29 protein-coding genes are annotated in these 26534 nt (G+C 63.2%); 17 read left to right on the top strand and 12 right to left on the bottom strand.

Annotated elements, in window-relative coordinates; all coding sequences use genetic code 11:
- Positions 1-89 precede the first annotated feature (89 nt).
- From tatB to surE, 5 genes are all read left to right on the top strand, one after another.
- Positions 90-629, top strand: a complete 540-nt coding sequence (gene tatB / locus QX071_RS18855) for a Sec-independent protein translocase protein TatB (RefSeq protein ID WP_315704128.1) — start codon at positions 90-92, stop codon at positions 627-629.
- A complete protein-coding gene (gene tatC / locus QX071_RS18850) occupies positions 626-1432 on the top strand; it encodes a twin-arginine translocase subunit TatC (protein ID WP_315704127.1) in 807 nt (268 codons plus the stop codon). The genes tatB and tatC overlap by 4 nt, the downstream gene beginning before the upstream one ends.
- A gap of 117 nt (positions 1433-1549) precedes the next feature.
- Complete coding sequence (gene serS, locus QX071_RS18845; protein ID WP_315704126.1) at positions 1550-2881, top strand: serine--tRNA ligase; 1332 nt, start codon at positions 1550-1552, stop codon at positions 2879-2881.
- A gap of 106 nt (positions 2882-2987) precedes the next feature.
- A complete protein-coding gene (locus QX071_RS18840; RefSeq protein ID WP_315704125.1) occupies positions 2988-3338 on the top strand; it encodes a hypothetical protein in 351 nt (116 codons plus the stop codon).
- A gap of 139 nt (positions 3339-3477) precedes the next feature.
- Entirely contained in the window at positions 3478-4245 is a 768-nt protein-coding gene (gene surE, locus QX071_RS18835) for a 5'/3'-nucleotidase SurE (RefSeq protein WP_315704124.1), read from the top strand.
- Between the two features lie 12 nt (positions 4246-4257).
- On the opposite strand, the gene QX071_RS18830 is transcribed toward surE, so the two are convergent.
- On the bottom strand, positions 4258-4638 hold the full coding sequence (locus QX071_RS18830; RefSeq protein ID WP_315704123.1) for a response regulator: 381 nt from the start codon (positions 4636-4638) through the stop codon (positions 4258-4260).
- A gap of 272 nt (positions 4639-4910) precedes the next feature.
- Here QX071_RS18830 and QX071_RS18825 point away from each other — a divergent pair, with 272 nt between their 5' ends.
- Together QX071_RS18825 and QX071_RS18820 are read left to right on the top strand one after the other, a co-directional pair.
- The gene (locus QX071_RS18825) at positions 4911-5558 is read left to right on the top strand and encodes a protein-L-isoaspartate(D-aspartate) O-methyltransferase (protein WP_315704122.1); all 648 of its coding nucleotides are present in this window, start codon (positions 4911-4913) and stop codon (positions 5556-5558) included.
- A 107-nt stretch (positions 5559-5665) separates the two neighbouring features.
- Complete coding sequence (locus QX071_RS18820; RefSeq protein ID WP_315704121.1) at positions 5666-7093, top strand: LysM peptidoglycan-binding domain-containing M23 family metallopeptidase; 1428 nt, start codon at positions 5666-5668, stop codon at positions 7091-7093.
- A gap of 121 nt (positions 7094-7214) precedes the next feature.
- Here the strand turns inward: QX071_RS18820 and QX071_RS18815 are convergent, their stop codons facing one another.
- Entirely contained in the window at positions 7215-8183 is a 969-nt protein-coding gene (locus QX071_RS18815; RefSeq protein WP_315704120.1) for an ATP-binding protein, read from the bottom strand.
- Between the two features lie 201 nt (positions 8184-8384).
- Between QX071_RS18815 and yajC the strand changes: the two genes are divergently transcribed.
- The 5 genes from yajC to QX071_RS18790 all read left to right on the top strand — a co-directional run bounded on the left by yajC (position 8385) and on the right by QX071_RS18790 (position 12742).
- On the top strand, positions 8385-8747 hold the full coding sequence (gene yajC / locus QX071_RS18810; protein WP_315704119.1) for a preprotein translocase subunit YajC: 363 nt from the start codon (positions 8385-8387) through the stop codon (positions 8745-8747).
- 71 nt (positions 8748-8818) lie between these two features.
- The gene (gene secD / locus QX071_RS18805) at positions 8819-10420 is read left to right on the top strand and encodes a protein translocase subunit SecD (protein ID WP_315704118.1); all 1602 of its coding nucleotides are present in this window, start codon (positions 8819-8821) and stop codon (positions 10418-10420) included.
- 8 nt (positions 10421-10428) lie between these two features.
- Entirely contained in the window at positions 10429-11448 is a 1020-nt protein-coding gene (gene secF / locus QX071_RS18800; protein WP_315704117.1) for a protein translocase subunit SecF, read from the top strand.
- A 47-nt stretch (positions 11449-11495) separates the two neighbouring features.
- Positions 11496-11879 carry an Mth938-like domain-containing protein gene (locus QX071_RS18795; protein ID WP_315704116.1) on the top strand — a complete coding sequence of 128 codons (384 nt, stop codon included), beginning with the start codon at positions 11496-11498 and terminating at the stop codon, positions 11877-11879.
- Complete coding sequence (locus QX071_RS18790; RefSeq protein ID WP_315704115.1) at positions 11876-12742, top strand: phytoene/squalene synthase family protein; 867 nt, start codon at positions 11876-11878, stop codon at positions 12740-12742. Before QX071_RS18795 ends, QX071_RS18790 begins: the two co-directional genes overlap by 4 nt.
- Before the next feature lie 7 nt (positions 12743-12749).
- On the opposite strand, the gene QX071_RS18785 is transcribed toward QX071_RS18790, so the two are convergent.
- From QX071_RS18785 to QX071_RS18765, 5 genes are all read right to left on the bottom strand, one after another.
- On the bottom strand, positions 12750-13466 hold the full coding sequence (locus QX071_RS18785) for a TauD/TfdA family dioxygenase (protein ID WP_315704114.1): 717 nt from the start codon (positions 13464-13466) through the stop codon (positions 12750-12752).
- A gap of 179 nt (positions 13467-13645) precedes the next feature.
- Complete coding sequence (locus QX071_RS18780; protein ID WP_315704113.1) at positions 13646-14530, bottom strand: TauD/TfdA family dioxygenase; 885 nt, start codon at positions 14528-14530, stop codon at positions 13646-13648.
- A gap of 194 nt (positions 14531-14724) precedes the next feature.
- Positions 14725-15825 carry an AMP-binding enzyme gene (locus QX071_RS18775; protein WP_315704112.1) on the bottom strand — a complete coding sequence of 367 codons (1101 nt, stop codon included), beginning with the start codon at positions 15823-15825 and terminating at the stop codon, positions 14725-14727.
- A gap of 7 nt (positions 15826-15832) precedes the next feature.
- Positions 15833-17263 carry a methylenetetrahydrofolate--tRNA-(uracil(54)-C(5))-methyltransferase (FADH(2)-oxidizing) TrmFO gene (gene trmFO / locus QX071_RS18770; protein WP_315704111.1) on the bottom strand — a complete coding sequence of 477 codons (1431 nt, stop codon included), beginning with the start codon at positions 17261-17263 and terminating at the stop codon, positions 15833-15835.
- 148 nt (positions 17264-17411) lie between these two features.
- Positions 17412-17564, bottom strand: a complete 153-nt coding sequence (locus QX071_RS18765) for a DUF1127 domain-containing protein (protein WP_315704110.1) — start codon at positions 17562-17564, stop codon at positions 17412-17414.
- A gap of 555 nt (positions 17565-18119) precedes the next feature.
- Between QX071_RS18765 and QX071_RS18760 the strand changes: the two genes are divergently transcribed.
- The gene (locus QX071_RS18760; RefSeq protein WP_315704298.1) at positions 18120-18383 is read left to right on the top strand and encodes a hypothetical protein; all 264 of its coding nucleotides are present in this window, start codon (positions 18120-18122) and stop codon (positions 18381-18383) included.
- Positions 18384-18452: 69 nt separating this feature from the next.
- On the opposite strand, the gene QX071_RS18755 is transcribed toward QX071_RS18760, so the two are convergent.
- Positions 18453-19274 (bottom strand): lytic murein transglycosylase, encoded by an 822-nt coding sequence (locus tag QX071_RS18755; RefSeq protein ID WP_315704109.1) that lies wholly within the window; start codon positions 19272-19274, stop codon positions 18453-18455.
- 242 nt (positions 19275-19516) lie between these two features.
- Positions 19517-20428, bottom strand: a complete 912-nt coding sequence (locus tag QX071_RS18750) for a DUF2189 domain-containing protein (protein ID WP_315704108.1) — start codon at positions 20426-20428, stop codon at positions 19517-19519.
- Positions 20429-20790: 362 nt separating this feature from the next.
- On the opposite strand from QX071_RS18750, the gene QX071_RS18745 reads away from it, so the two are divergent.
- Positions 20791-21198, top strand: coding sequence for a DUF3597 domain-containing protein (locus QX071_RS18745; RefSeq protein ID WP_315704107.1), 408 nt, complete (start codon positions 20791-20793; stop codon positions 21196-21198).
- Between the two features lie 162 nt (positions 21199-21360).
- Here the strand turns inward: QX071_RS18745 and QX071_RS18740 are convergent, their stop codons facing one another.
- The 3 genes from QX071_RS18740 to QX071_RS18730 form a co-directional block, all read right to left on the bottom strand.
- Entirely contained in the window at positions 21361-21636 is a 276-nt protein-coding gene (locus tag QX071_RS18740) for a GNAT family N-acetyltransferase (RefSeq protein ID WP_315704297.1), read from the bottom strand.
- Between the two features lie 51 nt (positions 21637-21687).
- Positions 21688-22206 carry a DUF3828 domain-containing protein gene (locus QX071_RS18735; protein WP_315704106.1) on the bottom strand — a complete coding sequence of 173 codons (519 nt, stop codon included), beginning with the start codon at positions 22204-22206 and terminating at the stop codon, positions 21688-21690.
- Positions 22207-22269: 63 nt separating this feature from the next.
- A complete protein-coding gene (locus QX071_RS18730; RefSeq protein ID WP_315704105.1) occupies positions 22270-22425 on the bottom strand; it encodes a hypothetical protein in 156 nt (51 codons plus the stop codon).
- 39 nt (positions 22426-22464) lie between these two features.
- Between QX071_RS18730 and QX071_RS18725 the strand changes: the two genes are divergently transcribed.
- The 3 genes from QX071_RS18725 to QX071_RS18715 all read left to right on the top strand — a co-directional run bounded on the left by QX071_RS18725 (position 22465) and on the right by QX071_RS18715 (position 25797).
- Complete coding sequence (locus QX071_RS18725) at positions 22465-24099, top strand: acyl-CoA synthetase (protein WP_315704104.1); 1635 nt, start codon at positions 22465-22467, stop codon at positions 24097-24099.
- Between the two features lie 6 nt (positions 24100-24105).
- A complete protein-coding gene (locus tag QX071_RS18720) occupies positions 24106-24966 on the top strand; it encodes a PCC domain-containing protein (protein WP_315704103.1) in 861 nt (286 codons plus the stop codon).
- An 81-nt stretch (positions 24967-25047) separates the two neighbouring features.
- A complete protein-coding gene (locus tag QX071_RS18715; protein ID WP_315704102.1) occupies positions 25048-25797 on the top strand; it encodes an AAA family ATPase in 750 nt (249 codons plus the stop codon).
- Positions 25798-26534: the final 737 nt, after the last annotated feature.

Genomic DNA, 26534 nt, shown 5'->3' with positions numbered 1-26534 from the left:
ACGGCGCCGGATTCGACGGGCAGGGACCGGATCATACGGGGCTCGGCGGCACGGGATTGGCAGGCGACGTCTCGTAGGCGGATTGTTTCATGTTCGATATCGGCTGGAGTGAGCTGCTCGTCATCGGGGTCGTCGCGCTGATCGCGATTGGCCCGAAAGAGCTTCCCGGTGTCCTGCGCATGGTCGGGCAGTGGATGGGCAAGGCTCGTCGGATGGCAGCCGAATTCCAGGGCCAGTTTCAGGAGGCGATGCGCGAGGCCGAAATGGCCGACCTCAAGAAGAGTTTCGACGAGGTTCGCGAGGCCGCGAGCGGCTTCAGTCCGACCGGGGTGATCAGCTCGCTTCAGCGCGATGTCGACAAGGCGCTGGATATCGAAGGTATCGACAAGCCGGTGGATACTCCCGCCGCGTCGAACGAGGCCGTCGCATCGGCAGCCGAGGCGCCGGCAGTGCCGACCACACCGGAGCCGCCGCACCCCGAAACGTTTGTCGAGGCGGAGGCGCACCCAGTGTCGAGCGAGCCGTTGGCCATCGTCCGCGAGATCAAGTCCGAGCCGAGCTCGGAGATCCAGCCTGAGACGATCGGGACAAAGGAAGCGGATCGGTTCAAGGACGCCAAAGCGTCATGACCGCTGAAGATATCGAAGCCAGCAAGGCTCCTTTGATGGATCACTTGATCGAGCTGCGCGCGCGGCTGATCAAGGCATTGCTCGGATTTGGGTTGGCCTTCATCTTCTGCTTTTTCTTCGCCAAGCAGATCTACAACATCCTGGTTCTGCCGTTCGTTTGGGTCGCCGGGCCGGAGAACAGCAAGTTCATCTACACACAACTGCTCGAATATTTCATCACCCAGCTGAAGCTCGCGCTGTTCGGCGCAGGCTTCATCTCGTTCCCGATCGTTGCAACGCAGATCTACAAGTTCGTCGCTCCCGGCCTCTACCGGCACGAGCGCCACGCCTTCCTGCCTTACCTCGTAGCCACGCCTGTGTTTTTCGTGCTCGGGGCCGCACTGGTCTATTTCGTGGTGTTGCCGATGCTGGTTCGCTTCTCGCTCGGCATGCAGCAGATGGGCGGCCCGGACACCGCGCAGATCGCGTTGCTGCCGAAGGTCGGCGAATACCTGTCCCTGATGATGTCGTTGGTGTTCGCCTTTGGCATCGCCTTCCAGCTCCCAGTCATCCTCACCCTGTTGGGGCGGGTCGGCATCGTCACCTCGCAGATGTTGCGCGAGAAGCGCCGCTATTTCATCGTGGTCGCCTTCATTATTGCAGCCGTGCTGACCCCCCCTGATGTGCTGAGCCAGGCCTCGCTCGCGATTCCGCTGCTGGCGCTCTACGAGGGCGCGATCATTGCCGTGCGCTTCGTCGAGAAACAGGCCGCCGCAGGCCGATCCGGCAGCAGTGCGTCGCCTCCGGCCGATCCGGCCGAGTAGCGCTGGGCGGCCTGCCGGCCTTGGCTGTTCCCATCAGGCCATAATCGGGGTACTGAAGCCGCCCGCGCGGCCGAGGGCGACTCGACCGTAATTCTTCGTTCCCAGGACCGAACGATCATGCACGACATCAGATCGATCCGTGACAATCCGCAAGGCTTTGACGCCGCGTTGAGCCGCCGTGGCTTGGCGCCTTTGTCGGCGCATCTGCTTGTGATCGACGAACGGAGGCGTACAGCGATCCTGGCATCCGAGCAGGCGCAGGCGCGGCGTAACGCTGCTTCGAAAGAGATCGGCGAGGCGAAGAAGGCCAAGGACGAGGCGCGTGCGAGCGCGCTGATGGAGGAGGTCGCCAAGCTCAAGACCAGCATGCCGGAGCTCGAAGCGGCGGCCAAGCAGGCCGACGAAGATCTGGCGCGCGAACTTGCCGCGATTCCCAATCTGCCGCTCGACGAAGTGCCGGAGGGCAAGGACGAGCACGCCAACGTGCAGCGCCATGTCTTTGGTGCCAAGCGCAATTATGCCTTCACGCCGAAGCCGCATGACGATCTCGGCGACGATCTCGGCTATATGGATTTCGAGACCGCGGCGAAGCTGTCGGGCGCGCGCTTTGTCGTGTTGAAGAAGGGGCTGGCGCGGCTCGAGCGCGCGATCGGCCAGTTCATGCTCGACCTGCATACCAACGAGCATGGCTACACCGAAATCAATCCGCCGCTTCTGGTCCGTAACGAGGTGATGTTCGGGACGGGGCAATTGCCGAAATTCGAGGACGACCAGTTCTGGGCGATCAAGGGCGAACTGCTGGCGTCGCCCGATGAACGGCTCAAGACCGATCGTCTCGGTCTGATTCCGACTGCCGAGGTCGCGCTCACCAATCTGGTCCGCGAGTCGATCTTGGATGAGAAGGAGCTGCCGATGCGGCTCACCGCGCTGACGCCGTGCTTCCGTGCCGAAGCAGGCGCCGCCGGCCGCGATACCCGCGGCATGATCCGGCAGCACCAGTTCAGCAAGGTCGAGCTGGTCTCGATCACGACGCCGGAGACCAGCAAGGACGAGCATGAGCGCATGCTGGCCTGCGCCGAGGAGGTGCTGCGGCAGCTCGACCTGCATTACCGGGTGATGACGCTGTGCACCGGCGACATGGGATTTTCCTCGCAGAAGACCTACGACATCGAAGTCTGGATGCCGGGGCAGGGCGATGGCGGCGCTTTCCGGGAGATCTCGAGCTGCTCGGTATGCGGCGACTTCCAGGCCCGCCGCATGGATGCGCGTTATCGGGCTGCCGACGGCAAGCCGCGCTTCGTCCATACGCTCAACGGCTCAGGGACGGCTGTCGGCCGGGCGCTGATCGCAGTCATGGAGACCTATCAGCAGGAGGACGGCTCGATCGCCGTGCCTGAGGTGCTGCAGCCCTATATGGGCGGCCTGAAGGTGGTTGCGGCCGAGCGATAGAGACCGGCGGAATATTGCGGTCTTTCCGCTCCAGAGCGGTTGCGCTGCCGCCGCCCGCCGATATCCTCCCTCTGCACCAAGCAGCCGCTTTGCAGAGCCGCGATCGATGCCCCTGCACCGGGATATCTATTGGGTTGGGAGGCAATGGGCCGTCACCGGCCACGGCATCCAGGCCGTGGACCAGCGGTTGAAGGGCGCTTTCGACGTCGATCTCTCTCGGATCTGGCGCGACGATCTGCAGGATGGTTTGCGCGGGCTCGCCTGGTTCAACGAGGCCGACTTCGAAAAGGCGTTGGCCTCGGCGCGTGCGCGTTTTCCCAAGCTGGCGCAGGAAGCGCGCGAAGGGGCGGCCACAAGCGAGCCTGTGATGTCGGCGACCGCGCCAAATGCGCGACTCCAGTTGCGCACCCAGGGGCAGCTCGCGAAGTTCGTACCGCAATGGCGGATCAGGCGTTAACCGGATGCAACGTCCGACTCCGCATTTGCGGAGCGGATTCGCTGGATTTTTCTGGATCGCGGCGGGTTTGCCTCGGGTGCCGGCAGGGGATATGACACCTGTAACCTGATCTCGACTTCGCTTAGAGGTGGCCGGCAGCATGCGCATTCTTTGCACCAATGACGACGGCATCCATGCCCCCGGTCTGAAGGTCATCGAGGAGATCGCGCGCGCTCTGTCCGACGATGTCTGGGTGGTGGCGCCCGAACTGGATCAATCCGGGGTCTCTCATTCGTTGTCGCTGAACGATCCGTTGCGGTTGCGCGAGGTGGGACCCCGGCACTTCGCGGTGCGCGGGACGCCGACCGATTGCGTCATCATGGGCGCTCGTCACATCCTCGGGCCGAAGCTGCCGGATGTGGTGCTTTCGGGCGTCAACAAGGGGCGGAACGTCGCCGAAGACGTGGTCTATTCCGGCACCGTGGCCGGTGCCCTCGAAGGCACCATCCTCGGCCTGCCATCCTTTGCACTCTCGCAGGAGTTCTCGCTTGAGACCCGGAACAAGCCGGTTTGGGATACGGCGCGCAAATTCGGACCTCAGATCATACGCAAGGTGCTCGAAGCGGGCGTCCCGAAGAACACGGTGGTCAATGTCAATTTTCCTGCCCGGACGCCGGAAGAAGTCCATGGCATCCGCGTGACCCGTCAGGGCAAGCGGAATCTCGGATTTCTTAACGTGGAAGAGCGCCGCGACGGGCGCGGCAATCCGTATTTCTGGATCGGCTTTGAGCGCTCGGCCGTGCTCGATGCGCCGGAGCAGGGAACGGACCTGGAGGCTCTTGCGGCGGGGTACGTATCAGTCACGCCGCTGCGGCTCGACCGTACCGACGAGGCCTTCTCTGGCGCGCTGAGCGGGATTCTCGGCTAGTTGGGCCTGCGCTTATGACGATGTCGCGCCACGCAGGACATTGTCGATCGCCTTGCTGAGCGTTTCCAACTGGAACGGCTTCTGCAGGGCGGGGCGGTCGCGATATTCCTCCGGAAGCCCAGCCGAGCCATAACCCGTGGCAAAGATGAACGGGCGATTTCGCGCCTTGATCACGTCGGCAACGGGGGAAATCACCTTGCCGTTGACGTTGACGTCGAGGATGGCGACATCGAAATAGGTGCTCTCGGCGAGCCGCATGGCCTCGCCGATCTCGCCGGCCTCTGCGACGACGGTGTAGCCGAGCTCTTCGAGCATGTCGGCGACCATCATCCTGATCATGACTTCATCTTCAACCAGAAACACGGAGCCGCGTGGTGGCCGCGGTGCAGTCATGAATTTCAGTCCTCGCCTTTACCGAGAACGACGTTCGCAAATTACCGCAAACGGCGCAACGTCAACAGCGTTGTCCCCAGGCGGATCGTCCCAGGTCTGGTCACTCTGGCCGTGGCAGGTTCTACGCTCCCAACGACGAACTCTCCGGCTTGTTCCGGCAGCGGAACACGTTTTTGTGTCAGGACGGCCGGAGGTGGGAGCCTGATGCGGAAAACCGCTGCTCCGTCGCCAAGATGATGCTTGTATAGGTCGGTATGCAACGAGATGGCGCGATGGCTCCGAAAGCTCCTCCGGAAAAGATGATGTTTCAGCTGACCATGCGTCGGCGGGGGATCAGCGATCAATCCGTGCTGCGGGCGATGGAGGAGGTGCCACGGCACGAGTTCGTCGGGCCCGCGGACCGGGCCGACGCTTATCGCGATAGCGCGCTCGCGATTGCGTGTGGCCAGACCATCAGCCAACCCTTCGTCGTGGCCTATATGACCGAGCAGCTGAAGCTGCAGAAAACAAGCCGCGTGCTCGAGATCGGGACCGGGTCGGGATACCAGGCCGCCATCCTGTCGCGCTTGGCGGGGCAGGTGTTGTCCATCGAGCGCTTCCGAACCCTCGCCGATGCGGCACGGGAGCGGCTCGAGAAGCTCTCCTGCTTTAACGTCGAGGTCATGTTGGGGGATGGATTTTCCGTCCCGCCCGGCGCCGGGCAGTTCGACCGCATCATCGTGACGGCCGCGATGGAGGATGTCCCGCAAAGCCTGCTCGACCGACTCGAGCCCGACGGTATCCTGATCGCGCCGGTGGGGCCGAATCACGGCGTCCAAACTCTCGTGCGCGTCACCCGCACGGGTGAAAATTTCGCGCGAAAGGAGCTCGTCGACGTGCGATTTGTGCCGGCAATTCCGGGAATTGCACGTGAACTCTAAAGACGCGGATTAGCTGGCGCGACAACACCTTATCGGCAGCTTAAGCGGTTATTTACCGCGGGCGTGTTTACTCAAATTCGTAGTTTGTTGCGTACGAGTGAGTAACCATGCTTGTGATTATCGAGTTGCTTCGCTCGCGCCGCCTTCCGCAGGTCACGGCGCTGGCGGTCATGTCGTTCGGCTTTGCCGGCTGCAGCGCCGATATGTCGACACGGCTATCGCAAAGCCAAAACTCATTCTCCAATCCGTTTGCATCCGAGGCAACCGGGTCGGTGCAGGCGCCCGCTCCGGTCGAGCGGCGCCCCGCCGCGCAATACAATCCTCCGGCGCCGGCCGCCTATTCATCCTCGGCGCTGCCGCCGCCCGTTGCCGCGCCGCAGACCTATCCGTCGGGCGGAGGCTCGGGCGGGGTGTCTGCGGGCGGGCGAGGCGTGGCGTCGTATGCGCCGCCGGCGCCCGTCTATGCCGCGGCTCCGGCTCCGGCTCCGGCTCCAGCGCAAACCTACGCTGCCCCGCGCCAGCCGCATCTTGAAACGACCGGCACGGTGCCGCCGCGTTCGGTCGCAGCGGTTCGGCCCGCCGGCGGCACCAAGATCATTGTCGGTACCAGCGATACGCTCGAGATCCTGGCGCGCCGCTATCACGTGACGCCGGCAGAGATTCTCGCTGCCAACGGTTACAAGGGGCCGCGCGTGCTCTCGCCGGGGCAGCAGCTCATCATTCCAAATCCTGCCGCCGTGGCCGCGGCGCCGGCAACGATGGCGGCGCCAGTCGCCGCTGCACCCAGGTCGGTTGCCGTGGCGGCTCCAGTCGCCGCGCCGAGCGTGCACTTCGTCAATCGGGGCGACACGCTGGCCAGCATCGCGCATCACAATCATATCTCCGTCGCCGAACTTGCGCGCGCCAACGGTTTGACGCCGACCTCGCCCTTGAAGCTGGGAGCCAAGCTGACCATCCCCGGAAAGACGGTGGCTGTAGCTACGCCCGCAGCTCCGGTCGCAGCCGTACCCCAGGCGGCTGCGACCGTGCCGACGCCGGCGCCGACGACCAGGGTCGCCACGGCGGGTCCCGTGCAGACCGCGCGGCTTGCCCAAGCCAATCCAGCCCCGGAGAAGGAAGTCGAGCCGGCCAAGCCGGCTGAGACCACCAGTGCGCTGCCGACCTTCCGTTGGCCCGCCCGCGGCAAGGTGATCACCAGCTACGGCGCCAAGACCAACGGCAAGGCCAACGACGGCATCAACATCGCGGTCCCCGAGGGCACGCCGGTGAAGGCCGCCGAAGACGGTGTGGTCGCTTATGCCGGCAACGAACTGAAGGGTTACGGCAATCTGGTCCTGGTGCGGCATTCCAACGGCTATGTCACCGCATATGCCCATGCGAGTGAGCTGATGGTGAAGCGCGGCGATACGATCAAGCGCGGCCAGGTCATTGCCAAGTCGGGTCAATCGGGCGAAGTGGGGTCGCCGCAGCTCCATTTCGAGATCCGCAAGGGATCGACGCCGGTTGACCCGCTGCAATTCCTGAATGGAGCATGACGCACGGCGCCGCTGGTTAAAGCGGGCGATCCGGTGCTCCGTGACGGTCCATGCGTGATCCGGTACGCCGCCGCATACCGGCTTCCCCGCCTTCGCGGGAGATGACTGCGGCTTGGCTAGCTCACTCCGCTGTCAGCCTGACGCCGCGCCGTCCGGCCAGGTCCTGGATGAACTGCCAGGCAACGCGGCCGGAGCGCGAGCCGCGCGTGGTGGCCCATTCCAGCGCCTCGTGCTCCAGCTCCTGCTCGTCGACCTTGATGCCGAAATGGCTGCAATAGCCGTTCACCATGGCCAGATATTCGTCCTGGCTGCAGCGGTGGAACCCGAGCCATAGCCCGAATCGATCGGACAGCGAGACCTTCTCCTCGACGGCCTCGCCCGGATTGATCGCGGTGGATCGCTCGTTCTCGATCATCTCGCGCGCCAGCAGATGGCGGCGGTTGGAGGTGGCGTAGAGGATCACGTTCTCCGGCCGCCCCTCGATGCCGCCCTCCAGGACCGCCTTCAACGACTTGTAGGAGGCATCGTTGCCGTCGAAGGAGAGGTCATCGCAGAACACGATGAAGCGGAACGAGGACGCGCGGAGGATGTCCATCAGGGCGGGCAGGCTCTCGATATCCTCACGGTGAATCTCGATGAGCTTCAGCCGATCGGTGCCCTTGCGATCCAGATTGATGGTGGCGTGCGCGGCCTTCACCAGCGATGATTTGCCCATGCCTCGCGCGCCCCAGAGCAGCGCATTGTTGGCAGGCAGGCCGTCGGCGAAGCGCTCGGTGTTCTCGATCAGGATGTCGCGCATCCGGTCGACGCCCTTCAGCAGATCGATCTCGACGCGGCTGACCCGCGGCACCGTGCCGAGCCGTCCGTTCGGATGCCAGACGAAGGCATCGGCGTCCTCGAACGAGGGGAGCCTGTTCGCAGGCGGCGCCGATGCGGCGAGGTGCGCCGCAATGGCCTCCAGCGCAACGGCAATGCGCTGGGGTGTGTCGTCCGCCGACGTGCCGAGGCGTTTTGCCGCGACTTTCAGTTGCTTTTGCAATGCGGATTTGGCGGGCTTTCGGGAGCGGGCTTTGACGGCTTTTTTTGACATGCTGCAAGTTCCTGACCGTGCAGCCATATCGACCCGGGGCGGCGGTCGCAAGCTTGCCTAAATGAAAGGCTGGTCCACGTTGCAATTGGGACTAAGGCCGCTATATTCCGCGCGAATTTCCTGCCTGTCCGGCCCGCCGCCCGGCGGCTCGCCGGCGATTCCCGTCTCCCGACGAGACGGACCTCACGAGGACCAAAGCGCATGCTGATCACTCCTGCCTATGCCCAGGCCGCGGCCGCCGGCGACACCAACAGCATGCTGATGTCGCTGCTGCCCTTCGCGCTGATCTTCGTGATCATGTACTTCCTGATCCTGCGGCCGCAGCAGAAGAAGGTCAAAGAGCACGCCGACCTCGTCAAGAACGTCCGCCGGGGCGACACGATCGTCACCCAGGGCGGCTTGGTCGGCAAGGTCACCAAGGTCATCGACGATGACCAGGTCGAGTTCGAGATCGCCGACGGCGTCCGCGTGCGGCAGATGCGGCAGATGATCACCGGTGTCCGCACCAAGGGCGAGCCGGCCAAGGAGAAGGCCGACGCGAAGGACGAGAAGGCGGCGAGTTGAATTTGTCCTTACGGATTCGTGGCGCGTCGGTGTCGCGCCGAACGGTCGCTCTGATCTGACGGATCACGCAAATGCTTTATTTCACGCGGTGGAAGGCGCTGGGCATCATCCTCACGGCGCTCGTGGTGTGCCTGTGCGCCGTCCCCAATTTCTTCCCTGAGGCGACCGTCAAGAGCTGGCCGCTCTGGGCGCAGCGGCACCTTGTGCTGGGCCTCGATTTGCAGGGCGGCTCGTACCTGCTGCTCGAGGTCGATTCCAACTACATCAAAAAGGAGCGGCTCGACTCCGTCCGCGATGACGCGCGCCGCACGCTGCGCGATGCCAAGATCGGCTATACGGGCCTTGCCACACGCGGCGATGTCGTCGAGGTCAAGATCAGCAAGGAGACCGAGGTTCCGACCGCGCTGTCCAAGCTGCGCGAGCTGTCGCAGCCGCTCGGCGGCTTGCTTGGCTCCAATGGTCAGCGTTCGCTGGAGGTCTCCGACGCCGGGGGTGGACTGATCCGGCTGACCATTCCTCAGGCGGCGATCACCGATCGCATCCGCCAGACCATCGACCAGGAAATCCAGATCGTCGAGAAGCGTGTCAATGAGCTGGGCACCGTCGAGCCCGTCATTCAACGGCAGGGCACCGATCGCATCCTGGTCCAGGTGCCCGGCCTGCAGGACCCGACCCAGCTGAAGGAGCTGCTTGGTAAGACGGCCAAGATGGAATTCCGCATGGTCGATACGTCGGTCCCGGTGGACCAGGCGCTGCAGGGCAGGGTACCGGCGGATGACGAGGTGCTGCAGAGCGCGTCGGCACCCAACCAGCCTTATGTGATCAAGAAGCAGGTGCTCGTCTCCGGCGGCGATCTCAGCGACGCACAGACCGGCTTCGACCAGCGCACCAGCGAGCCGATCGTCACCTTCCGCTTCAATTCGGCGGGCTCGCGCAAATTCGCGCAAGCGACCACTGAAAATGTCGGGCAGCCGTTTGCGATCGTGCTCGACAACAAGGTGATCTCAGCGCCGGTGATCCGCGAGCCGATCACTGGCGGCTCCGGCCAGATCTCCGGGAATTTCACCGTCCAGTCCGCCAACGAACTTGCGATCCTCTTGCGTGCCGGCGCGCTGCCGGCGCCACTTACCGTGATCGAGGAACGCACGGTCGGTCCGGGCCTTGGTCAGGATTCGATCGCCAAGGGCGAGCTCGCGGCCTATGTCGGCTCGATCCTGGTCGTCGTCTTCATGCTGCTGACCTACCGGTTGTTCGGCCTGTTCGCCAACATCGCGGTGGCCGTGAACGTGGCGATGATCTTCGGCGTGCTGTCGTTCCTGAACGCCACGTTGACCTTGCCCGGTATCGCCGGCATCGTGCTGACGGTCGGCATCGCGGTCGACTCCAACGTGCTCATCTATGAGCGCATCCGCGAGGAGCTGCGCGGCGGCCGCAACGCCATCTCGGCGATCGACGCCGGCTTCAAGCGCGCGCTGTCGACCATCCTCGACTCCAACATCACCACCTTCATCGCCGCCGCCGTGCTGTTCTACATCGGCACCGGGCCGGTGCGCGGCTTCGCCGTGACGCTCGGCATCGGCATCATCACCACGGTCTTCACCGCCTTTACCCTGACCCGCCTGATCGTGGCGTGGTGGGTGCGGTGGAAGCGGCCGCAAAGCGTGCCCATTTAGGAGCTGCCGTGACACACTGGATTCTTCTCGGGCTTGGCATCCTGATCGTGGTGCTGGCGGTGGTCAGCGCACTTGGCGTGCTGCCGTCGCTGCGCATCGTGCCCGACAACACGCATTTCGATTTCACCCAGTTCCGGCGGATCAGCTTCCCGATCTCGGCGGTGCTGTCGATCATGGCGATCACGCTGTTCTTCACCCACGGCCTGAACCTGGGCATCGACTTCAAGGGCGGTACCTTGCTGGAGGTCCGCTCCAAGTCGGGACCTGCCGATCTCGCCACCATGCGTGCGACGCTCGGCAAGCTTGGCCTCGGCGAGGTGCAGCTGCAGCAGTTCGGCGGTCCTGAAGAGGTCCTGATCCGCGTCGCCGAGCAGCCCGGTGGCGACACCGCGCAGCAGGAGGCCGCCAACAAGGTGAAGGCCGCGTTGGGCGATGCGGTCGATTATCGCCGCGTCGAGGTGGTGGGACCGCGCGTCTCGGGCGAATTCCTGGCCTACGGCATGCTCGGCCTGATGCTGGCGATCGTCTCCATCCTGATCTACCTCTGGTTCCGGTTCGAATGGCAATTCGCGCTCGGCGCCATGATCGCCAACGTCCACGACATCGTGCTGACGATCGGCTTCATGTCGATCAGCCAGGTCGATTTCGACCTCACCAGTATCGCGGCGCTTCTGACGATCCTCGGCTACTCGCTCAACGATACCGTCGTGATCTACGACCGTATCCGTGAGATGTTGCGCCGTTACAAGAAGATGCCGATGCCGCAGCTGCTCAACGAATCGATCAACTCGACGCTGTCGCGCTCGATCATCACCCACGTCACCGTGACGCTTGCGCTGCTCGCGCTGCTTCTGTTCGGCGGCCAGGCCATCCACAGCTTCACCGCGGTGATGATGTTCGGCGTCGTGCTGGTCGGCACCTACACCTCGATCTTCATCGCCTCGCCCATCCTGATCTATCTTGGCGTGCACTCGGTCCGCGCCGAGGCGCAGGAGGACAAGCCCGCGCCGAAGAAGAAGTCGCCCTGATCCGGAATCCCTCGGATCATATCCGAGGGCCGCAAGTTAGGTCGGGCATGGCCAATCCCAACGACACCCCGCATTTTCCACGATCGGCGCCGATTGACGGCTACGGCAAGGGCGGTTTCGTCTTTGCCGGCATGTCGCATCGCGGCTCGCTGCTGTGCCTGCCGGATTCGATCTGGGCCTGGGACGTGACGCAGCCCGGCCAGATCGATCGCTATTCGCTCAAACGTGTTTTCGATGCGGCCAATACCATCGACACGTTGATCGTCGGCACCGGAACCGAGGTCTGGATCCCGCCGAATGACCTGCGCGCGGCTTTGCGTGCGCTGCGGGTTGTGCTCGATCCCATGCAAACCGGTCCTGCGATCCGCACCTATAACATCATGATCGGTGAGCGGCGACGGGTCGCCGCCGCGCTGATTGCCGTTCCATGAGTGGAACGGTCGATGGCGACGGTGCCGCGGCGTTCTGCGCTGCGCTGGTGCGCGAGCATGACTTTGATCGCTATGCGGCAACGCTGTTCGTCGCGCCAGATCTGCGGCGCGCGCTGCTGGCGCTCTACGCTTTCGACGTCGAGATCTCCCGCATCAGGGATGTCGTATCCCAGCCTCTGCCTGGCGAAATTCGCCTGCAGTGGTGGAGCGACGCCCTCACAGGCGAGGAGCATGGCGGCGTAGAGGGCAATCCGGTCGCGGCCGAGCTGCGATCGGTGGTGCGCGCGTTTTCATTGCCGCTCGATCCCCTGACACGATTGATCGACGAGCATCAGTTCGATCTCTACAACGATCCAATGCCAACCATGGCGGCGCTCGACGGCTATCTCAGCGACACGCATGCGGCGCTGTTCGCCTTGGCGGCAAGGATTACGGCTCCGCCGTCGTCCGAGATCGACCATCTCGTGCGTCACGCTGGGCTTGCACAGGGAATTCTGCAGCTGCTGGCATCATTGCCCCGAGATGCTGCTCACCGGCAACTCTTCATTCCCCTCGATCTTCTGCAGCGTCACGGCAGCAACCTCGAGGAGGTCTTCACGGGTCAGCTGACGCCCGCACTTCGCGCGGCGCTGGGCGATTTGCTCGCGGAGGCACGGCAGCATCTGGACATGGCCCTGGCGTTGCTTGCTGAGGCGCCGCGCGAGACTCGTCCAGTATTCCTGCCGCTGGCGCTCCTGCGCCGCGACCTTGCACGCGCTTCGCGTCCAGATAACGATCCGTTCCGCCCCCAAGCACGCTCGCACCTGTCGGCCTTGTGGACGTTATGGCGCGCTTCGAAGTCGGGGCTCTTCCGCGGCCGCTGAAGCTGGATCAAGCCGGTCCAATCGAGCTCCAGATCTCGGCACTATGCAGCAGCCGCTGCGGCGGCGGGATCGCGACATCGGCGCGATGGATCGTGCAGCGAGCATCCCAGACCAGAAGATCGCCTTGCCGACCGACATGGCTCCAAGCGAATTCCGGGCGGACCGCGAAATCCCAGAGCTCGTCGAGCAACGCATCCGATTCGGCAAGCTCCAGGCCAACCAGATAGGCATGGCGTCGCGAGCCGAGCGCGAGCAGGGACCGCCCGGTATCGGGATGGATGTTTACCAACGGTTGCACGGTGCCGCTGGTCGCGGACTGAATGGACCCGACCGGCCAGAGCGGGGGACCCTCGTCTGCGGTGAGGAGTTGTCTCGCTTTAAGATGCGCAATCCGGCTTCTGAGCCGAGGCGGAAGTGCGTCATAGGCGGCATACAGACTGTAGAACGTGGCAGCTTTGCCGAGGGTTGCCCCAAAGGGCGTGTAGATGACGGCCGCATTTCCGAAGCGCCGGCTGAGCGCTGTGCGTTCATGATCGGATAGAGTCTGGCCGCGAACGAGCAGTACCTGATGTTTCAGCAGCGCCCGCATGAAGCCGGCAAAGGCCCAATCATCGAACGACCGCAGATCGACGTCGCGGACTTCGGCGCCGAGCGCTCTTGCGGTCGGGATGACCTCGATCAAGCTGCCTGACACCTTCTGCGCGACGTTGCGTCCGAGATTCACGCGCGATCTCCCTCGTTTTACTCAGTGAGGGAAATCAAAACACGGTAATTTGTCGGGCTTGTTTCGGCGGCGCGGCATTTCGCGGGAGGACTGCGCCGAGATCTGCAAATTGTCGGCGCAGTTCGGCGACATGAGTCAAAAGTTGGACGCGGATTAACGCAACCTTGCGTTAAGACGGCTTACGCTGGGCGTGCCGTTCCTTTGATCTGGGTCCGATGCATGATCCGCCTGGAATTGTCGTCGAACGGATCGCGCCGGTGCATGGTGCAGCGGTTGTCCCAGATGACGAGGTCACCGACCTGCCAGACATGCTCCCAGGAAAAATCGGGGCGCGCGGCATAGGTCCAGAGTTCGTCGAGCAGTGCCTCGGACTGCGAAAGCTCCAGACCAACCAGGTAGGCGTTGCGACGGCGACCAAGATAGAGCATTCGCCGGCCTGTATCGGGATGGATGCAGACCAGAGGATGAACCGCGCCGGGCGAGGTGCGCGGATCGTCCGTTGGCGTCACACCTTGACGTACGAAGCCGCCGCTGTTGTAGGTGCCGTCGTGCTTGATCTTCAGGTCCGCGATGCGGCGCTTCAACTCGTCCGGCAAGGCGTCGTAGATCGCATACATGCTGCAAAACGAAGTGTTGCCGCCGACTGGCGGGATCTCCAGGGCATAGAGTGCGCTCGCGATCGGCGGCATGTCGAGATAGGACATATCGGTGTGCCAGACCGCCTCGCCCGAGCCCAGGCTGCCGATCGCCTCGCCATTCTGCTTGACGTTGGAGACGATGTAGATTTCCGGCAGTCCCTCGACGAAGCGGCGACCATTCTCCTGCACTGGTGCCCAGTCGAGTTCGCCGAAGCGGCGGCTGAAGGCGATCAGATCCTGGTCTGATAAGGTCTGACCGCGCACGAGCAGCACGGAGTGCGCGTGGAAAGCGTGCAGGAAGGCGGCGAACGTCCGGTCGTCGAGGCGCTTGAGGTCGATATTTCTGACCTCCGCGCCGAGTGCCCGCCCGGTCGGAACGATCGTGAGCGACGCAGATTCATCTGCGCGAGGGGTATCGATGTCCATGACCGGATCCTCCGTTAAGAGCTTTGGATCCACCATAGCAGATTTTGCCGATCGGATGCGTCCGGTAAGCAGGGTGTTGCACGTCCTTCCTGTCCCGCGACGGTTATGATCCGTCGCCGAGAGAGTTCGCTTCGATGAAGCGCGACGGCAACCTCGTTGCGATTAGGCCGGCAGGTGAAGCCTCAGCCGTCCGATCAGTGGGATGGCTGCTGAAGGTCAGCCTCGAAATTGAAGCGATCGCGCAGGTTCTTCCGGGAGTCCAGGATGTCCTTTAGAAACGCGCGGTCGGTCTCGCTTGTCATCATCGGCTCGATCAGGTCGAGCTGGTTCATGGCGACGAGCTGCAGGATTTCGGTGCGCGGCTTGCCGCTCGCGTCCCGCGGCAACGCCTGCACGACCTGGATATGTTCCGGCGGTTTCGGTCCCTTCGCGGCCGCAAGTTCGCTCTGCAGCTGAGCCTCGAGCGAACTCCGGTCGGCTTCGACAAAGGCGTAAAGGCCGACCCCTGTACGGCGATCTGCAAAGGCCACGATCGCGGCGTCGCGGACATCGGAGTTCTTGCGGATCAGCTCCATCAAGACCGGAGCATCATTGACCAGACGGCGGCCACCGCCCTCGCGATCGGTGAAGTTGAAGATGCCGCGGGTAATCCCCCGATACACTTTCTTGCCGGTCATCAGCCAGATCCGGGCAAACGCTGACTTGCGCGCCAGGATCTTGCGTTCCTTCGGGGTCAAAGCCTCCGGCGCGTAGGTGCGCTTGTGCTTGAGCATGTGCCGCAGGTCTTCATAGGCGGCGATCCGAAAGAGACGGCTGCGCGTCGAGAAGCACGCCGCGAGCTGAAAATCGGTGACGTAACAGCGGCCGTCGCGGCTCACCAGCCAGTTCTGTTCCTTGGCGAGATCGTTATGCGTGATGCCCGCGCGATGCAGCCGGTGCAGCGCCTGCTTGGCCGAGCGGAAATAGGCGACATTGCCGCGCGGCTTGGCAAGATGCAGTGCGACGCCGTCGATGAAACCTCGCACCAGTGCACGGTTTCCGGCCCACAAGAGACCAGGACCAACATCGAGGTCCTTCGCCAATGTCAGTGCCTTGCGTTCCCTGGCGAACAGATGCCGCGCCAGCAGGAACGACCACCATGGCACTTCGTCGAGCCGGCGCAGTACGGCGTCGACCTCGCCGTCGTCCGTGCGAAAACGGCCACGCTCGACCGTCGAAAACACATCGCGCTTGAGCAAAACGCCATCGCTCCAGCGCGACGACAGCACCCTGGCGTCGTCCTTCGGCAAACTCATCGGAAACTCACGCAGCGGCTGCGATATGAAGATGGTCCGCGATCCAGCGGTCGAGATCGGCGAGGGCCCGGGCGCTGAGCGCCTGTTTTTTGGCAATCGTCTTCTCGTTGCCGCGCAGGCGCGTGCCGTCAGGCTTTTTGGTCGGCGCGCTCGCGAGCGGCGGGAATAGCCCAAAGTTGATGTTCATCGGCTGGAACGAGCGCGGGCCGGCATCGACGGTCTCGATGTGGCCCCCAGTGATATGGCCGAGCAGCGCGCCAAGCGCCGTGGTCGGCGGGGGCGGAGCAAGCTGCTGGCCACATGCATCGGCCGCGGCATAGAGGCCCGCGATCAAGCCGACGCTGGCCGATTCGACATAGCCTTCGCAGCCGGTCATTTGACCGGCAAAGCGCAGCCGTGGTTGTGCGCGAAGGCGCAACTGCTCGTCGAGCAGCTTCGGCGAGTTCAAGAACGTGTTGCGGTGCAGGCCGCCGAGCCGCGCGAACTCGGCGTTCTCAAGGCCTGGGATGGTCCGAAACACCCGCTGTTGTGCGCCATACTTCAGCTTGGTCTGGAAGCCGACCATGTTGTAGAGCGTGCCGAGTTTGTTATCCTGGCGCAGCTGTACAATCGCATAGGGCTTGACGGTTGGGTTGCGCGGATTTGTTAAGCCGACCGGCTTCATCGGGCCGTGACGCAGCGTCTCGTGGCCGCGCTCCGCCATCACCTCAACGGGCAGGCAGCCGTCGAAATAGGGAGTCTTGGTCTCCCATTCCTTGAAATCGGTCTTCTCGCCCGCGAGCAGCGCGGCCACGAACGAATCGTACTGCTCCTTCGTCAGGGGACAATTGATGTAGTCCGCGCCTGTGCCGCCGGGACCGACCTTGTCGTAGCGCGACTGAAACCAGGCCACCGACATGTCGATCGTTTCCTTGTGGACGATCGGCGCGATCGCATCGAAGAAGGCAAGCGCGTCCTCACCGGTCAGAGCCCGGATCGCTTCGGCGAGGGGCTCGGAGGTGAGGGGGCCGGTCGCGACGATGACATTGTCCCAATCCGCCGGTGGCAGGCTGGCGATCTCTCCGCGCCAAAGCTCGATTCGGGGATGTTCCTGCAGCGCCTTGGTCACCGCAGCGGAAAAGCCATCCCGGTCGACCGCCAGTGCGCCACCGGCCGGCACTTGGTTGGCATCGGCGGCGCGCATGATCAAGGAACCGAGTTTGCGCATCTCCGCATGCAAGAGGCCGACGGCGTTGTTTGCGGCGTCATCGGAGCGGAAGGAATTGGAGCACACGAGCTCGGCCGGCGAGGCGGTTCGGTGCGCTTCGGTCATCCGATCCGGGCGCATCTCGTGTAGAATCACACTGACGCCCGCTTCGGCGAGTTGCCAAGCAGCTTCAGAGCCGGCGAGGCCTGCGCCGACGACGTGGACGGGTTCGCGAAGTGATTTGGCGGTCATGGGCGGACAGGTAGCGCGTTTCCTGCTGGAGGGAAATGCGCCATGAGACGTCGATCACGCGGATCGATCGGAACTCCGGCCTCGGCCTCCCAAACGACAACGCCCGCCAGAAGGCGGGCGCTGTCCGTCAAGACGTCGGAACAGGCTATCAGCCGTTGTAGTGACCGGCGGCGACGCGCGGAATGTCAGCGCGGTCGAGACCGATGTCCGCGAGCTCGCGATCGCTAAGCTGCGACAGTTCGGCAACGTTGCGCTGATACTCCCGGAACGCCTGGATCATGCGAATGAGCGAGAGCAACATGAGAATCTCCTTGTATTCACGATTCAGCTTTTGGTCAGAGCCGTATCGTTGAAATAAATATAGATAGGATTGCTGCGATGCAGAAGCGCAAATGGTGCGCTGCAGCTAAACGATCAATGCATAGCTTTGGTAAGGGACCATTAGGGGATCGTGAAATCTCATAAATTAAAGTAACTTCAACACGTTGACGGTCTATCGAGCGAATCGGCCGGGTCACCCCAGGGGCAGACGGTCGGGCTCATCGCATTTTCTTGCGTAGGCTCTCCCGTATGAGTGAATTATAGTTCACTTCGCTGATGCATCGAGAGCCATGGACGAGATGCGAGCGGGCTCGGTCATCGGATTTTTCTGAGCCGACCTCCACGGAGCCTGAACTGTTGTCGGGCTTCATTACAGGCCTGTCATCGAAATACTTGGTCCTGCATGCGCCCTTGCGGCCGGCGCGCATCACATTTTCCTCGCGGCGAATTCATTGGGAGGCGGAACTCGTTATGCGACAAAATGTCGCATGGCCCGGCAATGGCGTCGGGGCCGGTCAATAACTGGGGAAATCGCATGAAGATGAAGCTCGTGGGCTCAGCCGTGTTGGTCGCTTCGCTGAGCGCAGTGCTGCCTGCGCAGGCCGCGAAGGTGGGCGGCGGTTGCAGCGGCGCAAATCTCGAGAAGACGGAAACGGCGATCGAGGCCATGGCCGATGGCGACAGCAAATACACGGCCGAAAAGGAAGTCGCTTTGGCGCAGGATGCGTTGCTCAACGGCAAGATGGGAGTTTGCGCCGTGCACCTGTCGAAGGCCGCGCAGGCCGGTTTGGCGAAATAAACGTAGCCGTTTCACTTAAGATATTCGGCCGATCGCCATGGCGATCGGCCTTTCTTATTTCCTAGCCGCCTATGGCGCGTGCGAGAGTTGAGTGGCGAACGCGGCGATGGTGCGGGCATAGACGTCGCTCTTATTCCACTGCTGCAGAACCGCGAAATTAGGACCGCCGGGTTCCCAATCCTTGCCGCGCTGCCAGCCATGGCCTTTGAGATAGTTCGCTGTCGAGGCGAGGACATCAGGCGCGCTGCGCATGAGGTCGCGCCGACCATTGCCGTCGAAATCGACTGCAAATTTGAGCCAGGAGGAGGGCATGAACTGGGTCTGCCCGATCTCGCCGGCCCACGCGCCGCGCATCTCAGTCGGTGACAGATCGCCGCGCTCCACGATGCGCAGAGCGTCCATCAGCTCGGCGCGGAACTCGTCAGCCCGGCGGCAATCGTAAGCCAAGGTCGCCAACGCGCGGATGGTCGGGAACTTGCCGATGTTGACGCCGAAATCGGTCTCCAAGCCCCAGATTGCCACCAGGACCTCGCCCGGCACGCCATAGGCCTCCTCGATTCGCGACAGCACCGAGCCATATTGCTTCAGCATATTGGAGCCGCGCATCAGCCGCGGCGGGATCATACGGCCCGAGAACTCCTCGAAGCTTTGCGTGAACACCTTCTGCGAATGATCGCGCGTCAGCACGCTTTGATCGAGCGTCACCCCGTTCAGGCCCGCGGTGACGGCAGCTTGCGAGATGCCTTTTGCCGTAGCCTCCGTCTTGAAGTAGGCGAGCCACGCATCGAAGCTGCCACTGCCACAGGCCGCCGCTGCGCGTGCCGAGCCGAAGGGGGTGAACGCGAATGCCGCGCACAGGGCGACGGCGGGGAAAAAGCGAAAAGCGGACATCGAACGCACCTGGGATGAAATCATTTCAACCGGTATCACGCGGGTCGCCATGTTGGGCGTAACCGCGGCCAGACCATGGCCACCCCATCACGTTGCCGTATGGGACAGGCTGACCTGTCGGCGCAATCATATAAGGATTGCTTAACGCGCCGATAGCGACGCGCGTGGAATGCGGTCTTGAGCAAAGCGAGGCCGCCGCCGACCTCCTCGGCGGCGTAGATCTTGTCAGGGTTCATGGTGTCCTAGACGCCATCGTCCGACCGCCATGGGAACAAGTTGGCAGGGAAATCCGCGGCCGGCTTGCGCCGCGGGGGAGACGGCGGCGCCAGTCGTTCCGCGTTCGGGTCGACCGCGATTACCTCACGATAGAGGTGCCAGGTCGCGTGACCGAGCAGGGGGATCACCACCGCAAGTCCGAGGAAGAATGGGATCGTGCCGATGACCAGAAGTGCGGCCACGACGAGTCCCCAAGCCGCGACCGCAAACGGGTTCTTGGCGGTGACCCGGAGCGAGGTGACCATTGCTTCCAGCGCGCCCGCACGGCGATCCAGCATCAGGGGGAAGGACACGACGGTGATGCAGAGCGTCAGCAGCGCAAATAGAAAGCCGGTGCCGCAGCCGACCGCGATCAGCCACCAGCCTTGCTCGGTGGTGAGGACGCGGCGGACGAAATCGCCAAAGCCGGTCGCCCCGCCATAGCCGAACACGGCAATATAGATCGTCTGCGCTATGGCCACCCAGGTGACGAACAGTGCCAATAGCAGCGTGCCCAATCCGAGCATCGCGCCGAACGAAGGTGAGCGCAGCACCTCGAAGGCATCCCAGGCCGAGCTCACCATCCCGCTTTCGCGTCGGCTGCTCAGTTCGTAGAGTCCGACCGCGGCGAACGGGCCGAGCAGGGCGAAGCCCGCGGCGAGCGGAAACAGCAGCGGAACCACCGAATAGCCGAACGCCGCGCGTGCGAGGATCAAGCCAAGCACAGGATAGATCGCGCACAGCATCAGCGCGTGGCTTGGCATCGCCTTGAAGTCGTCCCAGCCGAGCCGCAGCGCACGCCACAGGTTGGAAAGATCGATAGTCCGGATGGTCAGCTCGGAAGCGACCGCGTCGCCTGGCCGAGCGCGTGATGCGACATTGCCGTGGTAAGTCGCCATGGTCGTTCGCTCCCTTCATCCTGCCTTGCATGTTGCCGGAAGAGGCAGGCACGCCGGTTTCGGAAGGCTCGCGATCTGGCCAGGCGCGACGAAGCGACGGATGGCCACTCGCGAACTGAAGTCAGAAGCATACTCGAAATCATCATCCTCCGCGCTCACGGCTCGGTGACGGTGGATTATATCGCGTTGCACACAACGATGCGTCATTTCGCCGTCATTCCGCCTTGGGTAAGCTTCAACATTGGCCGCGCTGCAGGCGTTTGCCGGCGGCGTGGCGGCGGTGGGCACCGTTTCGTCGTCACGCAACAAAAGGCAGCCGATCAAGTTCTTCACACAAAGTCGAAATCCATTAGGAGCCATTGATGAGCGTCTTTGGAAAAATCATGAGCGCGATTTTCGGCCATCATGCCGAGGCCGCGCCGGCTGGCGGAGCAGCACCGACGCCAGGCTCTACGCCGGCTTCGTCGGCCGCGCCCGCTGCGCCAAGTTCCGCGCCAGCTGCCGCGCCGCAAAGCGTCGATGTCGCGGCCATTGTCGACAAGGCTGCCGCTGCCAAGCATGAGAAGCTGGAATGGCGGACATCGATCGTCGACCTGATGAAGGCCCTCGATATCGATTCGAGCCTCGCCGCCCGTAAGGAGCTGGCCAAGGAGCTCGGCTACACCGGCGACACCAACGATTCGGCAAGCATGAATGTCTGGCTGCACAAGCAGGTGATGGCAAAGCTTGCGGCCAATGGCGGCAAGCTGCCGCCGGAGATCAAGCACTAGGTCTCGTCTCGCTCGTCGAGTGGAACCCTGAAGGGCCCGCCTCGGTGCGGGCCTTTTTGTTGTGGCTGGATTAGCGAATTGTTGTGGCTGGATTAGCGAACATCCGGGTCTCTCCCGGTCGTCGGGTTCGTTGTAGCGCCTGAGGTACGTCTACGGAACCGTTCAGGCCGCGAGATCGCGGTATTCGGGATGCCGGCGCAGATAGACAGCGACGAAGCTGCAGCCTGCGATCACCTTCCGTCCCTCGGCACGGATCAGCTCCAGTGCGCCCTTGACCAGGTCAGAAGCAATGCCGCGTCCGCGCAACGCGAGCGGCGTCTCGGTATGGGTGATGATGACGGCCTGCGGCGTCAGCCGGTAATTGGCGAACGCGATCTTGCCCTCGACCTCGAGTTCGAAGCGGCTTTGTTCTCTGTTGTCGCGCACCGGCATTTGCATCTCTCGCATCACTGATGCCTTTATGTAAGCAGGCTGCTTGGGCCTGCAACATCAGCTCTTCAGCGAGTCCGCGAGCATGGCGCGGACCGACCATGGCTGGCCATCGACCGTGCCTTTGATGTCGTCGATCTTCCATTTGTCCCCCTCGCGCACGAAGTCATAGCGGATGATCTGGTCGGCTTGGTTCTTGCGCTCGGTGCGGTGGCCCGTGAACGATACGGCGAGGGTCGCCTTATCGGCCTCCATCTTCTCCTGCGTGACCTTGAACGAGGCGACGTCCGGATCCTGCGAGTTGGTGACGGGATCGAAGTCGACAGGCCCCACATCGCCCTTCGGCGTATGGGCATCGGCCTTGGCCCAGAGTGCGATTAGCGCCTTCGACAGGAATTTCGCTTTTGCTGCTTTGCTATCGATGATGAAGCCGCCGCCCTCATCTCCCTTGCCGCGGGCCGCGCGGGTGTAGATCGCGGTGAGAATCGCGACGGGATCGTTGGCCATGGGCGCCTGCGCCAACACAGGCGAGGCGAGGAGCGCAGTTGTGGCGGCGAGAACGATACGGCGGTTGAGCATGGCTGTCCTTAATCAAAATACCGCGCGTGCCCCGATGTTGCAGGCAGCGCCCAAGGTTCGTTGTCATGGTTTGTCGTGCAGCACGCCTTTCCGTTCGATGTCGCGGAACGGATCGGTGACATTGTCTTGCTGAGCTTGCAGGCGATTGCAGGAAGGAGATAAACAGAGGGTAAAGAGCGGCGCGGCCGCCACGTCGTTATCCCACGAGGAAATGCCCATGAAGTCTGAGCTCTTCGACATCGTCGCAACGGAACGTCCATGAGCAGCGGCGCGGCGATGGAATTCGCGCCGAACGGCGGGCTGCTTCGGATGTCGCGCCGGGTCATGAATCTCGCGCACATCGTGACGCAAAACGGCCGCAGGCTCGGCGATCGCATCGGCTTCGTGTGGGGGGAGCGATCGTGGACGTGGCGCGAAATCGACGAGATGGTCTCGGCGCTCGCCGCTGCGCTCGCTCAGCGGGGCATCGTCAAGGGTGACCGCATCCTCGTGCATTCGAAGAATTGCGACGAGATGTTCGTCTCGATGTTCGCGGCGTTCCGGCTCGGCGCGGTCTGGGTGCCGACCAATTTCCGCCTGATGCCCGATGAGGTCGCTTATCTCGCCAGCGCCTCGGGTGCGAAAGCCTTCCTTTGTCATGGCGACTTTCCCGGCCACGCAGCGGCCGTGACCGGTCCTGCCTTCACTTGGCGCGTCGGCGAGGCCGGCACGTTCGGCGAGCGCGCGGTGGGCGAGGCGATGAAGGCGCATGCGGGGGTGAGAATTGAGAATGCCGCGGTGGAACACGACGATCCCTGCTGGTTCTTCTTCACCTCGGGGACCACGGGCCGCTCGAAAGCCGCGGTGCTGACGCACGGCCAGATGGCCTTCGTGATCACCAATCATCTCGCCGATCTCACACCGGGCACGACGGCCGATGATGCCTCGCTCGTGGTCGCACCGCTGTCGCATGGCGCCGGCGTGCACCAGCTGATGCAGAGCGCGCGCGGCGCCAAGACGGTGCTGCTGCCGAGCGAGAAGTTCGACATCGCGGAGGCCTTCCGGCTGATCGAGACGCATCGCGTCAGCAATCTCTTCACCGTGCCGACGATCCTGAAGATGATGGTCGAGCATCCCGCCGTCGATCAGTTCGATCATTCCTCGCTGCGTCACGTGATCTATGCGGGTGCGCCGATGTATCGCGAGGACCAGAAGCGGGCGCTGAGCAAGCTCGGCAAGGTCATCGTGCAATATTTCGGGCTCGGCGAAGTCACCGGCAACATCACCGTGCTGCCGGCGCCGCTGCATGAGGAGGAGGATGGGCCCGAGGCGCGGATCGGGACCTGCGGCTATGAGCGCACCGGCATGCAGGTGTCGATCCAGGATGACGCAGGACGCGAACTGAAGCCGGGCGAGACCGGCGAGATTTGCGTGATCGGGCCGGCGGTGTTCGCGGGCTACTACGACAATCCCGAAGCCAACGCGAAGGCGTTTCGCAACGGCTGGTTCCGAACCGGCGATCTCGGCCACATGGACGCGCAGGGCTTCGTCTACATCACCGGCCGCGCCTCCGACATGTACATCTCCGGCGGCTCCAACATCTATCCGCGCGAGGTCGAGGAAAAGATCCTGACCCATCCGGATATCGGCGAAGTCGCCGTGCTCGGCGTGCCCGATCCGGTCTGGGGCGAGGTCGGTATTGCCGTGTGCGTGGCCCGCGAGGGCATCACGGCTCCATCCGAAGCCGACATGGCCGGCTATCTCGCCACCAAGCTGCCGCGCTACAAGATGCCGAAACGGTTCTTCTTCTGGGATGCCTTGCCGAAATCCGGCTATGGCAAGGTGCCGAAGCGCCTGGTACGGGACGAATTGGTCGCGCGCGGGCTGCTTGACTTGACAACGAGGCAGGGCTGAAGCGCGATGCGTCAGGTTCGTCAACCCGGGCCGCCGGTCGCGGAGCGCATCCAGTGGGTTGCAGCGCGCGGCCGTGCGTTCAGTTTCACGGTCCCAACCGGTCTGTCGCTGCTGGAAGCGGTGCGGCAGGGATTTGCCGCCTACGGCTTTGCGGGTGGTGTCGCCAATATCGCCAGCGGCGCACTCGGTCCGTTGGCCTATGTGATGCCCGCGCTCTCGCAAACGCCGGAGCATGCGGCGTTTTACAGCGAGACGTACCGGCCGTCTGGGATCACACGGCTCTCGACGGCGACGATGACGCTGGGGATCCGTGACGATGCGCCGTTCTTCCACTGCCATGCGCTGTGGACGGAAGAGGACGGCCGCAAGGGCGGCGGGCATATCCTCCCTGAGGAGACGATCGTGGCTGAGCCGTTCGTGGTCGACGCCTTCGGCCTGGACCGCGCGGTCTTCATCGCCGAAGCTGATCCGGAGACCAACTTCAAGCTGTTCGGGCCGGTCCAAGTCGCGCCGAGCGATGCGGAGACGACCTGCCGCGCGTTCGCGCTGCGGCTGCGGCCCAACCAGGATTTTGCGGTCAGCCTGGAAGAGTTCTGCCGCGCCCATGACATCAACAGCGCTCGCATCTGCGGCGGGGTCGGCTCCACCATCGGCGCGCGCTTTGCCGACCGCAGCGCGGTCGAGGCGTTCGCAACCGAACTGACCGTAACCTCCGGTGCGATCGTCCCCGGCGAGAGCGGAAAACCAGAGGCCACCCTCGAGGTCGCGCTGGTCGACTACACCGGTGCGTTGTCCCAAGGCCGGCTGCTCCGCGGCGACAATCCAGTGCTAATGACGATGGAACTGGTACTGCAGGTTTTGGAGTAGGACCTCCGCGTTAGTTCTTGTTTTGTTCCATTGAAGGTGCCATTGTGCCTTACATTTTTCGGAGGTTGCGGGGACTGCGGCATGGCCAGGAAGCAACGTGAGATCAGGCTGCCCGCGCCGTACCTGAAACGGCTCTGGCTCGATCCGTCCCGCATTCCCGATCGCACCGCCTATCCGTTCTGCCTGCCGTTCCTGCAGGACGATTTCGAGCTTCGCTTTTCGCATGCGATCACGATCATCGTCGGCGAGAACGGCACCGGCAAATCGACGCTGCTCGAAGGCATCGCGGCGCTCGCCGGCTATGACGAGGCCGGCGGCGGCAAGGGTTATCGCCCCGTCGATCATTCCGAAGCGATTGAGATCATGGGCGGCGAACTGTCGACGGCGTTGCGGGCAAGCTGGCTGCCGAAGATCACCAAGGGCTGGTTCTTTCGCGCCGAGACCTTCTTCTCCGTCGCGAGATATCTGGATGCGGTCGGATATGGGCCGGATTTTCTGTCGCACTCCCACGGCGAAGGATTCCTGCGCTTTTTCGAAGAGCGCTGTCAGCGGCAGGGCATCTACATTTTCGACGAGCCGGAATCGGCGCTGTCGCCGAGCCGGCAGATGGAATTTCTCAAACTGATGCGGCGTATGGACGAGGCCGGCTACTGCCAGGTGGTGATGGCGACGCATTCGCCGATCCTCATGGCCTATCCCAACGCCACACTGCTGCGCCTGACCAAATACGGGTTGGTGCCGGTGCGCGTGCAGGACACCGATCATTTCAAGGCGATGCGCGAATTCTGCGACGATCCGCAAGGCTTCGTGGAGGCGGTGTTCGCGGAGTGAGGTTGCGACGCCATGCATTGGAATTGCCGTGTCGAGAGGAGCTTGCTCAGTTCGCCGTCATTGCGAGCGAAGCAATCGAGGACCATACGACGGCTCTGGATCGCTTCGTCGCTTTGCTGCTCGCGATGACGGAGACATACGACCAGTCCTTCCCGCGGCGTATCACGCCCGGGTTTTGCATCGGCGTTCGCTCCCCTCGAAAGAAGAGGGAGCAGGGAAGGCCGGGCATCGACTGATACCCGCGGCCCCCGTGCGTGAAGAAGTGCACGGGGCAGGAACCACAGGCTCAGCCGGATCGCTCCGGCCTTCCCTGCGCGATGGTTTGAGCGGCTGCTCCGAGCTCTCCCCGGGGACCGGCTTTCTTGCCCCCGTCTCCGCGTGATGCGAAGCATCATCGCGTCGCGACAACGCTGACGCGTTGCGCGGGCGTCAGCACCGGGACGCCAGGACCACACGGCTTGACCGTGCGCATCGGGATTGTTCGTCGGCATGAGATCAGTCACGCTGCAATCCGATGCGCCCCATCGCAGCCCGCACTCGACGTTCGTGACGATCGCGAAGCGTCCCTCATGTGAGGCGGGATGACATGAGTATGCATGAATTCTGAAAAAACGAAAGTGAAATATTTTCGCGGCAGGACCGCACAAGGGCGATCGCTCTGGACGACTTCGCGAAATCAGGTTTTCGGCGCAGATCGTTTTCGCTATCGAAGACGTCGCGAAGCGGCGATTTGCGCG

This window comes from Bradyrhizobium sp. SZCCHNS1022 (genome assembly GCF_032484835.1).
Classification (GTDB): domain Bacteria; phylum Pseudomonadota; class Alphaproteobacteria; order Rhizobiales; family Xanthobacteraceae; genus Bradyrhizobium.
This window is presented reverse-complemented; position numbering and strand designations above follow the sequence as displayed.